This is a genomic window from Acidovorax sp. GBBC 1281 (genome assembly GCF_028473645.1).
Lineage (GTDB): Bacteria > Pseudomonadota > Gammaproteobacteria > Burkholderiales > Burkholderiaceae_C > Paracidovorax.
In genome coordinates, this window is sequence record NZ_CP097269.1 from 29,745 (window position 1) to 42,550 (window position 12,806).

At 68.8% G+C, this 12,806-nt stretch carries 10 protein-coding genes; 7 read left to right on the forward strand and 3 right to left on the reverse strand.

Annotated elements, in window-relative coordinates; translation table 11 throughout:
* Positions 1 to 241: 241 nt before the first annotated feature.
* Positions 242 to 1,954 carry a 2-isopropylmalate synthase gene (gene leuA, locus M5C96_RS00145; RefSeq protein ID WP_272566429.1) on the forward strand — a complete coding sequence of 571 codons (1,713 nt, stop codon included), beginning with the start codon at positions 242 to 244 and terminating at the stop codon, positions 1,952 to 1,954.
* Between the two features lie 31 nt (positions 1,955 to 1,985).
* Here the strand turns inward: leuA and M5C96_RS00150 are convergent, their stop codons facing one another.
* Positions 1,986 to 2,858 carry a MurR/RpiR family transcriptional regulator gene (locus tag M5C96_RS00150; RefSeq protein WP_272566430.1) on the reverse strand — a complete coding sequence of 291 codons (873 nt, stop codon included), beginning with the start codon at positions 2,856 to 2,858 and terminating at the stop codon, positions 1,986 to 1,988.
* A gap of 257 nt (positions 2,859 to 3,115) precedes the next feature.
* On the opposite strand from M5C96_RS00150, the gene M5C96_RS00155 reads away from it, so the two are divergent.
* The 3 genes from M5C96_RS00155 to M5C96_RS00165 all read left to right on the forward strand — a co-directional run bounded on the left by M5C96_RS00155 (position 3,116) and on the right by M5C96_RS00165 (position 6,098).
* Complete coding sequence (locus M5C96_RS00155) at positions 3,116 to 4,447, forward strand: aspartate aminotransferase family protein (RefSeq protein ID WP_272566431.1); 1,332 nt, start codon at positions 3,116 to 3,118, stop codon at positions 4,445 to 4,447.
* A gap of 68 nt (positions 4,448 to 4,515) precedes the next feature.
* Positions 4,516 to 5,415 (forward strand): transporter substrate-binding domain-containing protein, encoded by a 900-nt coding sequence (locus M5C96_RS00160; RefSeq protein WP_272566432.1) that lies wholly within the window; start codon positions 4,516 to 4,518, stop codon positions 5,413 to 5,415.
* 11 nt (positions 5,416 to 5,426) lie between these two features.
* A complete protein-coding gene (locus M5C96_RS00165) occupies positions 5,427 to 6,098 on the forward strand; it encodes an arylsulfatase (RefSeq protein WP_272566434.1) in 672 nt (223 codons plus the stop codon).
* Between the two features lie 40 nt (positions 6,099 to 6,138).
* On the opposite strand, the gene M5C96_RS00170 is transcribed toward M5C96_RS00165, so the two are convergent.
* The gene (locus M5C96_RS00170; protein WP_272569859.1) at positions 6,139 to 7,335 is read right to left on the reverse strand and encodes an MFS transporter; all 1,197 of its coding nucleotides are present in this window, start codon (positions 7,333 to 7,335) and stop codon (positions 6,139 to 6,141) included.
* 372 nt (positions 7,336 to 7,707) lie between these two features.
* On the opposite strand from M5C96_RS00170, the gene uvrA reads away from it, so the two are divergent.
* The 3 genes from uvrA to M5C96_RS26820 all read left to right on the forward strand — a co-directional run bounded on the left by uvrA (position 7,708) and on the right by M5C96_RS26820 (position 11,699).
* A complete protein-coding gene (gene uvrA, locus M5C96_RS00175; protein ID WP_442867344.1) occupies positions 7,708 to 10,812 on the forward strand; it encodes an excinuclease ABC subunit UvrA in 3,105 nt (1,034 codons plus the stop codon).
* 117 nt (positions 10,813 to 10,929) lie between these two features.
* A complete protein-coding gene (locus tag M5C96_RS26815; RefSeq protein ID WP_336297877.1) occupies positions 10,930 to 11,208 on the forward strand; it encodes a DUF6402 family protein in 279 nt (92 codons plus the stop codon).
* Between the two features lie 8 nt (positions 11,209 to 11,216).
* Positions 11,217 to 11,699, forward strand: a complete 483-nt coding sequence (locus tag M5C96_RS26820) for a DUF6402 family protein (protein ID WP_336297878.1) — start codon at positions 11,217 to 11,219, stop codon at positions 11,697 to 11,699.
* On the opposite strand, the gene M5C96_RS00185 is transcribed toward M5C96_RS26820, so the two are convergent.
* Positions 11,688 to 12,776: an IS630 family transposase gene (locus M5C96_RS00185; protein ID WP_272564207.1), complete on the reverse strand. Its 1,089-nt coding sequence runs from the start codon at positions 12,774 to 12,776 to the stop codon at positions 11,688 to 11,690. The genes M5C96_RS26820 and M5C96_RS00185 overlap by 12 nt on opposite strands.
* Between the last annotated feature and the right edge of the window lie 30 nt (positions 12,777 to 12,806).

Here is a 12,806-nt window from a genome sequence, read left to right on the forward strand (position 1 = left end):
CTGCTATCCCCACTATCGCTAGGCCTAGTGCCTGGCCGGGGTCTGCCTGCGTTCGCCATCACCGTTGCCTAAAAGCGCAACACCGATTTCCCCCTGACCCCGGCCCGCGAACCAGCCTCCACCCATGGTGGAGGGCTGCAGGGGATGTCGTTCACCGTTCACCGTTCACCGTTCACCGTTGATTCGACCCGTGCCCCAGCGCTGCCTTGCAGCGCGGCACACACCGTTCGTGGAGCCTCTCATGATTTCCAAGCCCGCTACCAAGTACCAGCCCATCGCCCCCATCGCGCTGGCCGACCGCACCTGGCCTTCCAAGACCATCACCCGCGCCCCCGTCTGGTTGTCCACCGACCTGCGCGACGGCAACCAGGCGCTGTTCGAGCCGATGAACGGCGAGCGCAAGATGAAGCTGTTCCACGAACTGGTGCGCATCGGGTTCAAGGAAATCGAGGTGGGCTTTCCCGCCGCATCGCAGACCGACTACGACTTCGTGCGCCGCCTCATCGACGAGAACCTCGTGCCCGACGACGTGACCCTGATGGTCATGACGCAGTCGCGCGCCGACCTCATCGAGCGCACCGTCGAGGCCGTGCGCGGCGCGCCGCGCGCCATCGTGCACCTGTACAACGCCACCGCGCCCGTGTGGCGGCGCGTGGTGTTCGGCATGAACGTGACGCAGGTGATGGCGTTCATCGACCAGCATGTGTCGCACCTGAGGCGCCTGACCGATGCCCAGCCCGAAACCCGCTGGACGCTGCAGTATTCGCCCGAAACCTTCAGCGCGACCGAGCTGGAAGTCTCGCTCGAAGCCTGCCAGACCGCCATCGCCGCCTGGGGCGTGGGCCCGGGTCGCGAGATCATCATCAACCTGCCCACCACGGTGGAAAACGCCACCCCCAACGTGTTCGCCGACCAGATCGAGTGGATGCACCGGCGCCTGAGCCCCCGCGAGCACATCGTGCTCTCGGTGCACCCGCACAACGACCGCGGCACCGGCGTGGCGGCGGCCGAGCTGGCCATGATGGCCGGCGCCCAGCGCGTGGAAGGCTGCCTCTTCGGCAATGGCGAGCGCAGCGGCAACCTCGACGTGGTGACGGTAGCGCTCAACCTCTACACGCAGGGCGTGCATCCGGGGCTCGACTTTTCCGACATCAACGCCGTGGCGCGCGTGGCCGAGGAATGCACTGCGCTGCCCGTGCACCCGCGCCACCCGTACGTGGGCGACCTGGTGTTCACCTCGTTCTCGGGCTCGCACCAGGACGCCATCAAGAAGGGCTTCGCCGCCCACGACCCCGAGGGCCTGTGGCAGGTGCCCTACCTGCCCATCGACCCGGCGGACCTCGGCCGCACCTACGACAGCGTGATCCGCGTCAACAGCCAGTCGGGCAAGGGTGGCATCGCCTTCCTGCTGGAGCGCGAGCGCGGCGTGGTCATGCCGCGCCGCATGCAGGTGGAGTTCAGCGCCGTGGTGCAGCGCCAGACCGATGCCAGCGAGACCGAGATGACCGGCGCCACGCTGTGGTCGCTGTTCCAGGCCACCTACCTCGAAACCCCCGCGGGCGTGCCCGGCGCCATCGTCTGCCATGCCCACCGGCTGGCCGACGACGGCCGCGGCATCGAGCTGGACGTGACCATCGACGGCGCGCGCCAGACCCTGCAGGGCCAGGGCAACGGCCCGATCGACGCCACGGTGGACGCCCTGGGCCTGCCGCTGCGCGTGCACAGCTACGAGGAGCGCGCGACCGGCTCCGGCGCCGATGCGCAGGCCCTGGCCATCGTGGAGGCGGCCCTCGACGGCGTGCCCGGCGCGACCTTCGGCGTGGGCCTGCACCACAACATCGTCACGGCGTCGGTGCATGCGGTGGTGAGCGCGGCCAACCGGCTGGCGCAGCGCCGGCAGACTCCTTCGCCGTCGCCAGCGGCCGCATCCCAAGCCGCCCCGACGGCTGCCTGAAGCCGCGGGGCGTGGGCCCCGGGGCCGGCGGTCAACCGCCCGGCTTGCGCAGGGTGACCGGCTGCAGGTAGGCGCCCGAGCGCACCAGGTGCTGCTCGGCCGCCTCGATGCGCTCGATGCCCGGCGCGCCCGCGCGGCTGGCCAGCAGTTCCAGCAGCGATTCCGCCACCGCCGTGGCGGCGGCGATCGACGGAAAGAACGACGGGCTCTGCGTGGCGAACAGCACCGTCTCATGGGCCAGCAGCGACAGCGGGGAGGCTTCGCTGTCGGTCAGCGCCACCACCTTCGCGCCCACGCTGCGCGCCGCTTCGGCGGCCTGCAGCGCTTCGCGCGAGTACGGCGCGAAGCTGGCCACCACCAGCGCGTCGCCCTTGGCCAGCGCGCGCAACTGCATCTCCAGCGAGCCGCCCTGGCCGTCCACCAGATGGACGGAGGGGCGGAACAGCCGGTACACATAGACGAAAGAAAACGCCACGGGAAAGCAGGCGCGAAAGCCCGCCACGTGCACATGGCGGGCCTGCTCCAGCAGCCGCGCGGCGCGCGGCAGCGAGACGGCGCTCTGCCGCTCGGTCTGTTCCAGGTTGTGGCGGTGCACGTCGAACATCTCGCCCACCAGCGACTGGTCCTTGGCACGCCCGGCCAACTGGCGTGCCCGCGGGGCGTATTGCTCGCTGCCCAGGCCCATGTCCTGCGCCAGGGCCTCCTTGAGCGCAGGCCAGCCCTCGAACCCCAGCTGCTGCGCGAACCGCACCAGGGTGGCTGGCGGCACGCCCGAGCGCGCGGCGACGGTGCGCATCGAGGTGGTCACGACCTCGTTCGGACGGTCGATGACGAACTTGGCCGCCTGCTGCAGCGAGGGGGACAGCCCGGCATGGCGCTGGCGAATGGTGTCTCTGAGACTCATGGAAACGGACCTGGACAAGGGCTGAACAAAGCGGTGGCGCAGCGCGCTGCGCCACCGCACGACTGTAGGGCAAGCGCGCAAGGGCAGGAATGAAAGGAATGGCGGGATGGGGTGTGGAACATGTGTTCCATTTGATCTCGAAGAAAAACGCATGTTGCAATTTTTGCAGGCATTGGTATATTTGTTCCAAATCAATGGGAAATGGATTTTTTGATCCGTTGACCGCCCCGCCGCCACCGAACCTCGCCTGCCCCGCCATGACCCACGTCCTGCACCGCCATCTCCACCAGCCCCCCCCTGTCGCCGCGGGCGCGCAGGGCATGGTGGTCCGCGATGCCAGCGGCCGCACCTACCTGGATGCCAGCGGCGGCGCCGCCGTGTCCTCGCTCGGCCATGGCCATGCCGACGTGATCGCCGCCATGCACCGGCAGATCGACCGCATCGCGTACGCCCACACCAGCTTCTTCACCACCGACGTGGCGGAGGAGCTGGCGCAGACGCTGGTGCGCGGCGCGCCGGCGGGCACGAGCCATGCCTATTTCGTGAGCGGGGGCTCGGAAGCCGTGGAGGCCGCGCTCAAGATGGCGCGGCAGTATTTCGTGGAGCGGGGCGAGCCCCAGCGCACGCACTTCATCGCGCGGCGTCAGAGCTACCACGGCAACACGCTGGGCGCGCTCGCGGTGGGCGGCAACGCCTGGCGGCGCGCGCCGTTCGCGCCGCTGCTCGTGCCGGCCACGCACGTGTCGCCCTGCTACCCGTACCGTGAGATGCGTGATGGCGAAACCCCCGAAGCCTACGGCCAGCGGCTGGCGGCGGAGCTGGAGGCCGCCATCCTCGCGCAGGGCGCGGACCGCGTGATCGCTTTCGTGGCCGAGACGGTGGGCGGTGCCACGGCGGGCGTGCTCACGCCGGTGCCGGGCTACTTCCAGGCGGTGCGCGCGGTATGCGACCGCTACGGCGTGCTGCTGATCCTGGACGAAGTGATGTGCGGCATGGGCCGCACCGGCACCCTGCACGCCTGCGAGCAGGAGGGCGTGGTGCCCGACCTCATCACCGTGGCCAAGGGCCTGGGGGGCGGCTACCAGCCCATCGGCGCGGTGCTGGCACAGGTGCGCGTGGTCGATGCCATGTCGCGCGGCAGCGGCTTCTTTCAGCACGGCCACACCTACCTGGGCCACCCGGTGGCCTGCGCCGCCGCGCTGGCGGTGCAGCAGGTGATCGCGCGCGACGGCCTGCTGCAGAAAGTGCAGGACGATGCGCCGGTGTTCGAACGCATGCTGCGCGGCGCGTTGGGTGACCACCCCCACGTGGGCGACATCCGCGGGCGGGGCTATTTCTGGGGCATCGAGCTGGTGGCCGATCGCGCAACGAAGGCCCCGTTCGACCCCGCGCTCCGGCTGCACGCGCGCGTCAAGAAGGCCGCGATGGATGCGGGCCTGCTGTGCTATCCGTTCGGCGGCACGGTGGAAGGCCTGCGCGGCGACCACGTGCTGCTCGCGCCACCCTACATCGCCGCGCGCGAAGACCTGCAGGCCATCGCCGACCTGCTGGCGCACGCCATCGGGCAGGCCACGGCCGGGCTGGCCTGAGCGGCACCCTTCCCCGTCGTTCCGTTCTCCCTCCCGTTCCATCCCTCGTTCCTGAAGGAGCCTTCGCCATGCCCGTCGCACCGTCCCTTTCGTCCCCGCGCCGCCTCCTGGCCGCCCCGGCGGCCTTCGCCCAGGAGGCGCCCGCGGCCGGCGGCACCCTGGGCAAGATCCAGCAAAGCGGTGCCATCACCTTCGGCTACCGCGAGTCGTCGTTCGGCTTTTCGTACCTGGATGGCAACCTGCGGCCCGTGGGCTACAGCATCGACATCTGCCACCGCATCGTGGAGGCGGTCAAGGCCGAACTGAAGATGCCCGCCATCGAGGTGAGGTACCAGGCCGTCACCTCGGCCAACCGCATTCCGCTGGTGCAGAACGGCACGGTGGACATCGAGTGCGGCTCCACCACCAACCTGGTGGAGCGGCAAAAGCTGGTGGCTTTCTCGCCCGACATCTTTCGCTACAACGTGCGCCTGCTGGTCAAGGCCGATTCCGGCATCCGAGGCATCGCGGACCTGCAGGGCAAATCCGTGGTGACCACGGCGGGCACGACCTCGCTGCGGCTGCTGCGCGAGGCCGACAAGGGCCAGGCCCTGCAGATCACGCACCTGTCGGGCAAGGACCACACCGACTCCTTCCTGCTGGTGGAGAGCGGCCGCGCCGCCGCCTTCGTGCTGGACGACATCCTGCTCGCGGGGCAGATCGCCAATGCGCGCCAGCCGCAGGATTTCGCCATCGTGGGCGAGAGCCTGCGCACCGAGAACCAGTCGCTCATGTTCCGCAAGGACGATCCACCGTTCAAGGCGCTGGTGGACCGGGTGGTCGGTGCCATGATGCGGTCCGGCGAAATGGAGGCGCTGTACCAGCGCTGGTTCATGTCGCCCATTCCGCCCAAGAACATCAACATCCGCTACCCGCTGAATGCCGAAACGCGCGACGCGTTCCAGAACCCCAGCTCCAAGGGCATCTGAGCCCCCTTCCCATGACCGCACCCACCCCCGTATCCGCATCCGCATCCGCACCGCCGCGCATCGCGCTGATCCATGCCCTGCAGCATTCCGTCGAGCCCATCAACGCCGCCTTCGGGGCGCAGTGGCCCGAGGCGCTGCGCATGAACCTGCTGGACGACAGCCTCTCGGCCGACCTGGCGCGCTCGGGTGCGGGGCTGGATGCGGCCATGCACGACCGGTTCCTGCGGCTGGCGGACTACGCCGTGGGCACGGGCGCACACGCGCTGCTGTTCACCTGCTCGGCCTTCGGGCCGTGCATCGAGGCGGTGGCGCGCCGCCATGCGGGGCTGCCGGTGCTCAAGCCCAACGAGGCCATGGTGGACGACATCGCGCAGGCCCCCGGCGAAGGGGCCGTGGGCCTGATCGCCACCTTCGCACCCACGCTGGCCTCGATGCCGCCGGAGTTTCCTGCGCACGTGGCGCTGCGCACGGCCCTGGCCGACGGCGCCCTCGACGCGCTGAACCGGGGCGATGCGGCGTTGCACGACCGGCTCATCGCCGAGCAGGCGCAGGGCTGCCGCCGCATCGCGCTCGCGCAATTCAGCATGGCGCGCGCCCGGGGCGCGTGCGAGGCGGCCACGGGGCTGCCGGTGTTCACCACCGTGCACAGTGCCGTCGCGCGGCTGCGCCAGCGGCTGGGCTGAAAAGAAAAAAAGGTGGACAGGCCGGGCGGCGCAGGCGCGCTCAGTGCCCCGCCGGTGCGCCGCCCGCCTGCCGGCCCACCGGCCGCAGGCCCCAGCTGGCGGCCAGCCACACCGCGCACAGTAGCGCCGTCACGGCAAAGAGCTGCGGCGTGCCGGCCCACTTGGCCAGCGCGCCGCCCAGGGCCCCCCCGGCGAACAGGCCCAGCGACTGCAGCGTGTTGTAGGTGCCCAGGGCCGCGCCGCGCAGGTGCGGCGGCGCCATGCGCGAGACTAGGCTGGGCTGGCTGGCCTCCAGCGCGTTGAAACCGCAAAAGAACACGAACAGCAGCAGCCCCAGCGCCCACAGCGCGGGCACGGCGCCGGCCGCGGCCACGCCGCCCAGGCCCAGCTGTACCAGCAGCACCAGGCCGATGGCGGCCAGCAGCGACTCGCGCAGGCGGCCGCGCCGCTCCAGCGCGAACAGCCCGCCCATCATGGCGAACGACAGCACCACGGCGGGCAGGTACACCTGCCAATGCGCGGCCTTGGGCAGGCCCGCCTGCACCAGCAGCGCGGGCACGGCCACCCACATGGCCATCTGCACCGTGTGCAGCACGAACACGCCCAGGTTCAGCCGCAGCAGGTCGGCATGGCGCCACACCTCGGCCAGGCGCCCGCGCGGGGCGTCGGCATGGCGCGCGGGCTCGGGCGGCACCACCCACAGCACCACGGCGATGCCGCCCAGCGCCAGTGCGCAGGTCAGCCCGAACAGGCCCGCCAGGCCGATGTGCGCAGCCAGCACGGGGGCCGCGACGAGCGCCACGGCGAACATCAGCCCGATGCTGCCGCCCACCAGCGCCATGGCCTTGGTGCGCACGGCATCGCGCGTCTGGTCGGCCAGCAGCGCCGTCACGGCGGCCGACACCGCGCCCGCGCCCTGCAGCGCCCGGCCGGCCAGCAGCCCGGTGAGCGAGTCGGCCAGCGCCGCCAGCAGGCTGCCGGCGGCGAACACGGCCAAGCCCAGCACGATCACGCGCTTGCGCCCGAAGCGGTCGGATGCCATGCCCAGCGGCAACTGCAGCACCGCCTGCGTGAGGCCGTAGATGCCCATGGCCAGGCCGACGAGCGCGGGATCGTCGCCGCCCGGGTATTTGCGCGCTTCGAGCGCGAACACGGGCAGCACGAGGAACAGCCCCAGCATGCGCAGCGCGAAGATCAGCGCCAGCGCCAGGCTGGAGCGGCGCTCCAGCGGCGTCATGGCGGTGGCGTTGGACGGGGGCGAGGCGGTGGCGCCTGGGCCTGGAAGGTGGGTGGAGGAATCCGGCACGGTGGGTGCGCTGAGGGCTTGAAGCCAAAGCCGCGATTCTCGCCCATCGCCCGCAGGCCGGAACCGGCGCCACCGCGCAGGCATTGACGGCCTGGCGAACCCGTTTTCGGCGTTGCAGGCCCAAAAGACCTTCATGCCGGCGGATTCATTGTCCTGTTTGCTATCAAATCAGGAGCAAATGGTTTTCCGGACCACCGCCGGACCGCCCCCCGCCCGGCAGCAGGGGCCGGTGGCCCTGCGGACGGCCCGCGCCGGGGGCGTGGCCTATCATGGTGGGTTTCCCCGCCCAGAGCCGCGCCCACCGTGAACCACTCCCCCTTCTCCCGGCCCGCCGACGATGGCGACGCCCCTGCGGCGCCGGCCGCCGGCCGCTACCTGGGCGCCGCCCTGCAGCAGGCGCGCATCAGCATCCGCGGGGCGCGCACGCACAACCTCAAGAACATCGACCTGGACATTCCGCGCAACCAGCTGGTGGTGATCACCGGGCTGTCGGGCTCGGGCAAGTCCAGCCTGGCGTTCGACACGCTCTATGCCGAGGGCCAGCGCCGCTATGTGGAGAGCCTGTCGGCCTATGCGCGGCAGTTCCTGGGCCGGCTGGACAAGCCCGACGTGGACCTGATCGAGGGCCTGTCGCCGGCCATCTCGATCGAGCAGAAGGCCACCAGCCACAACCCGCGCTCCACCGTGGGCACGGTGACCGAGATCCACGACTACCTGCGCCTGCTGTACGCGCGCGCCGGCACGCCGTACTGCCCCTACCACGGCCTGCCGCTGGCCGCCCAGACGGTGAGCCAGATGGTGGACGCCGTGCTGGCCCTGCCCGAGGACACCCGCCTCATGGTGCTGGCCCCGGTCGCGCGCGACAAGAAGGGCGAGTTCACCGAACTCTTCGCGCAGATGCAGGCGCTGGGCTACGTGCGCTTTCGGGTGGACGGCACCATCTACGAATACGAAAGCCTGCCGCAGCTCAAGAAGACCGAAAAGCACGACGTGGACGTGGTGATCGACCGCCTGAAAGTGCGCGCCGAGATGCAGCAGCGCCTGGCCGAAAGCTTCGAGGCGGCACTTCGCATCGGTTCGGGCGTGGGCGGCGTGGAGGGCAACGGCCGCGTGCTGGCGCTGGAGATGGATGGCGGCCAGGAGCACCTGTTTTCCAGCAAGTTCGCCTGCCCCGTGTGCAGCTATTCGCTGGCCGAGCTGGAGCCGCGCCTGTTCTCGTTCAACTCGCCCATGGGCGCCTGCCCGGCCTGCGACGGCATCGGGCAGCAGGAGGTTTTTGATCCCGCGCGCGTGGTGGCCTTTCCGTCCTTGAGCCTGGCCAGCGGCGCCATCAAGGGCTGGGACCGGCGCAACGGCTACTACTTCGCCATGCTGGAGAGCCTCGCCAGGCACTACCGCTTCGATGTGGAGGCGCCCTACGAATCGCTGCCCCCGCCGGTGCAGCAGGCCGTGCTGTACGGATCGGGCGAGGAGGAGATCGCCTTCAACTACGTGCTGGACAGCGGCGCCAACAAGGGCAAGGCCATCGTCAAGAAGCACCCCTTCGAAGGCATCCTGCCCAATATGGCGCGGCGCTACCGCGAGACCGATTCGGTGGTCGTGCGCGAAGAACTCGCGCGCTACCGCAGCACCCAGCCCTGCCCCGAATGCCACGGCGCGCGGCTGCGGCTGGAGGCGCGCCATGTGAAGGTGGGCGAGGGCGAACAGGCCCGTGCCATCTACGAGGTGAGCCACGCCACGCTGGCCGACGCGCACACCTGGTTCTCGCAGCTCAAGCTCACCGGCGCCAAGGCCGAGATCGCCGACAAGGTGGTGCGCGAGATCGGCACGCGCCTCACGTTCCTGAACGACGTGGGGCTGAACTATTTGAGCCTGGACCGCAGCGCCGAGACGCTCTCGGGCGGCGAGGCCCAGCGCATCCGCCTGGCCAGCCAGATCGGCTCGGGCCTGACCGGCGTGATGTACGTGCTTGATGAGCCCAGCATCGGCCTGCACCAGCGCGACAACGACCGCCTGATCGCCACCTTGCAGCACCTGCGCGACATCGGCAACAGCGTGATCGTGGTCGAGCACGACGAGGACATGATGCGCGCCGCCGACCACGTGATCGACATGGGCCCCGGCGCCGGCGTGCACGGCGGGCGCGTGATGGCGCAGGGCACCTACGACGCGGTGCGCGGCCATCCCGATTCGCTCACGGGCCAGTACCTGTCGGGCACGCTGTCCATCCCCGTTCCCCCGCGCCGCACGCCGTGGCTGCCCGTGATGGAGGGCACCCCCGCGGCCCCCGAAGCGGCGAAGAAGGGCAAATCGCGCTTCCCTGAAACCGAGGCCAGCAAGCGCCGCGCGGAGGCGCGCGCCGAGCGCCAGGCCGAGCACCGCGCCACCCAGGGCCGGCTTCAGGCCCTGCGCGTGGTCGGCGCCACGGGCCACAGCCTGAAGAACGTGAGCGTGGAGTTCCCCGTGGGCCTGCTCACCTGCGTGACCGGCGTCTCCGGCTCCGGCAAGAGCACGCTCGTCAACGACACGCTGTATGCCGCCGTGGCGCGCCAGCTCTACCGCGCGCACGACGAGCCCGCGCCGCACGAGGCCATCGAGGGCATGGAGTATTTCGACAAGGTCATCAACGTCGACCAAAGCCCCATCGGCCGCACGCCGCGCAGCAACCCCGCCACCTACACCGGCCTGTTCACGCCCATCCGCGAACTGATGGCCGAGGTGAACACCGCCAAGGAGCGCGGCTACGGGCCCGGGCGCTTTTCCTTCAACGTGGCCGGCGGCCGCTGCGAGGCCTGCCAGGGCGACGGCGTGGTGAAGGTGGAGATGCACTTTCTGCCCGACGTGTACGTGCCCTGCGACATTTGCCACGGCCAGCGCTACAACCGCGAGACGCTCGAAGTCCTGTGGAAGGGCAAGAACATCGCGCAGATCCTCGACCTCACAGTGGAAGACGCCTTCGCCTTCTTCAAGGACGTGCCGACCATCGCGCGCAAGCTGCAGACGCTGCTGGACGTGGGCCTGTCGTACATCCGCCTGGGCCAGGCCGCCACCACGCTTTCGGGCGGCGAGGCCCAGCGCGTGAAGCTCGCGCAGGAATTGAGCAAGCGCGACACCGGCCGCACGCTCTACATCCTGGACGAGCCCACCACCGGCCTGCACTTCGCCGACATCGATCTGCTGCTCAAGGTGCTGCACCAGTTGCGCGACGCGGGGAACACCATCGTCGTGATCGAGCACAACCTGGACGTCATCAAGACCGCCGACTGGATCATCGACATGGGCCCCGAGGGCGGCGCCGGCGGCGGCACCGTGGTGGGCGAGGGCACGCCCGAAGACCTGGCCGCCAACCCGGCCAGCCACACCGGGCGGTATCTGGCGCGGTACCTGCCGTCCACAGCGCAGGGTTGATCGATAGTTACGTTACTTTCGGTGGCAAATCAGTTGCCCCGAACCGCGCCTTGCGCCGGTTTTTACCCCCAGAATCCGCGGTTCTAAAAACAACCGAAGACGGAACGGGGAGGTCCCATGAACAAGGGCATGGTCCAAGTGGACCAGGAGCGCCTGCGTGCGCAACTGGAGAAAAAACTGCCGCCCAAGGTGCGGCTTTTTCAACTGGATGACATCCCGGGCGTGATGCGCTCGCGCATGGGGTGGCCGGTGGCGGCGGCGTTGATGGAGCGGTGGTTTCGGGGGGCGTCTTTTAAGATGCCGGGTCCGATGAAGCGGGGGGAGGCTGTTAGCCGGCCTAGCAATTGGATGAGAACACCGTTTCCATGGCCTGGGCGCGTGGTTTCGCAAGGGTGAACGCCGCCATGGCAAAACTGCAATCCCAGTGGGCCACTCCAGCTGGCGTGGTGCAACTGAAAAAAATCGTCAGGGAACAAGGCTTGGGTCGCCTGGGAACGCAAGCGTGGCGGCTGGGCGACCTGTCAAAGCCCGCGAAAATCCTGGACGAAACCTGCCAAGTGAATTACCTGGGGTTTGGCCGACTCAGCGATCCTCTGGACGATTTCTATGGGGCCATGGGCGAGGCCACCCTGAAAGTGGCCGTATCAGGCATGGTGACGCCGAAAGGAACTGGAAAAACTTCGATTGCCATCGACGAATTGGGTTTCTATCTGCGAGACGCCTACGATTTCAACGATGGCGAAAATTCCTTTCTTTCGCAGCCCCTGGGCTTCTGGGGTTTCGGGGGCGTCGAACGACTCCAGTGGGGTTCAGGCGTCTCCATCTCCGAGCAATGGGTTCAGGAGACAGATGCTCAAGTACGAAGCCACACTTACCTAGTGGTGTGAACCGGAAGTTCGTATGCAGAACTCTGCAACGGACTGAAGGATTTGATCGGCCGTCTTGGTCCAGACGAAGGGCTTGGGATTGACGTTGTTGGTAGCCACGTAGGCGCGGATGGCGTTCTCCAGGGCGCGGGTCGAGGGGAATCTCCCGCGCTTGAGCCGACGCGCCGTGAGGATCGAGAACCAGCATTCCACCAGGTTGATCCAAGAGGCCGAGGTGGGCGTAAAGTGCAGGTGCACACGCGTATGCCTGAGCAGCCAGCGCTGGATGATCGGGCTCTTGTGGGTGCTGGCATTGTCGAGCACGAGATGCAGTTCGAACTCCGCGGGCGTGGCACGTTCGACGGTCTGCAGGAAGTGACGGAACTCCACGCTGCGATGACGTCGGTGGACCTCGGCGATGACCGTGCCGGCCTTGACATCGAGGGCGGCAAAGAGGTCTGTCGTGCCGTGTCTCAGGTAGTCATGCGTGTGGCGCTCCGGCTGGCCCGGTTGCATGGGTATGGCCGGAGCGGTATCACTGTGGGCCTGGATGGAGGGCTTCTCGTCCACGCACAGCACCAGAGCGCGCTCGGGTGGATGCAAGTACAACCCCACGATGTCACGCACCTTGTCGACGAAGTACGGGTCGGTGGAGAGCTTGAAGCCTTCGGTGCGATGCGGCGCCAATGCAAAGGCACGCCAGATGCGCGAGATGGTGGTCTGGCTCAGTCCCAGATGAGCGGCGAGCGTACGGGTGGACCAATGGGTGGCATTCTCTGGCACGGTCTCCAGCGTCGTGGTGATCACGGCCTCGACCTGCTCGTCCAGGATCGTGCGCGGAGCGCCTGAGCGGGGTGCATCGTCGAGGCCGGCAATGCCATGCTGGGCAAAGCGCCGACGCCACTTCGACACCGTCATCAGGCTCAAACCCATGGCTTCGGCAATCGCCGTGTTGGTCGCTGCTGAATCGGCACAGGCCAGCACGATGCGTGCTCGCAGCGCCAAGGCCTGGGCGGTCTTGCGACGGCGTGACCAACCGAGCAACACAGCTCGGTCGGCTTCGCTCAACTCGATAGCAACGGCATGCGGTCGGGCCATGATGTGCTCCCGGGCTGCAAAAAACAGCCG

Bases quoted from the DNA above. Each gene is read 5' to 3' on its own strand.
- leuA (WP_272566429.1), top strand. From the start codon at position 242: ATGATTTCCAAGCCCGCTACCAAGTACCAGCCCATCGCCCCCATCGCG.
- M5C96_RS00150 (WP_272566430.1), bottom strand. From the start codon at position 2,858: ATGAGTCTCAGAGACACCATTCGCCAGCGCCATGCCGGGCTGTCCCCC.
- M5C96_RS00155 (WP_272566431.1), top strand. From the start codon at position 3,116: ATGACCCACGTCCTGCACCGCCATCTCCACCAGCCCCCCCCTGTCGCC.
- M5C96_RS00160 (WP_272566432.1), top strand. From the start codon at position 4,516: ATGCCCGTCGCACCGTCCCTTTCGTCCCCGCGCCGCCTCCTGGCCGCC.
- M5C96_RS00165 (WP_272566434.1), top strand. From the start codon at position 5,427: ATGACCGCACCCACCCCCGTATCCGCATCCGCATCCGCACCGCCGCGC.
- M5C96_RS00170 (WP_272569859.1), bottom strand. From the start codon at position 7,335: ATGACGCCGCTGGAGCGCCGCTCCAGCCTGGCGCTGGCGCTGATCTTC.
- M5C96_RS26815 (WP_336297877.1), top strand. From the start codon at position 10,930: ATGAACAAGGGCATGGTCCAAGTGGACCAGGAGCGCCTGCGTGCGCAA.
- M5C96_RS26820 (WP_336297878.1), top strand. From the start codon at position 11,217: ATGGCAAAACTGCAATCCCAGTGGGCCACTCCAGCTGGCGTGGTGCAA.
- M5C96_RS00185 (WP_272564207.1), bottom strand. From the start codon at position 12,776: ATGGCCCGACCGCATGCCGTTGCTATCGAGTTGAGCGAAGCCGACCGA.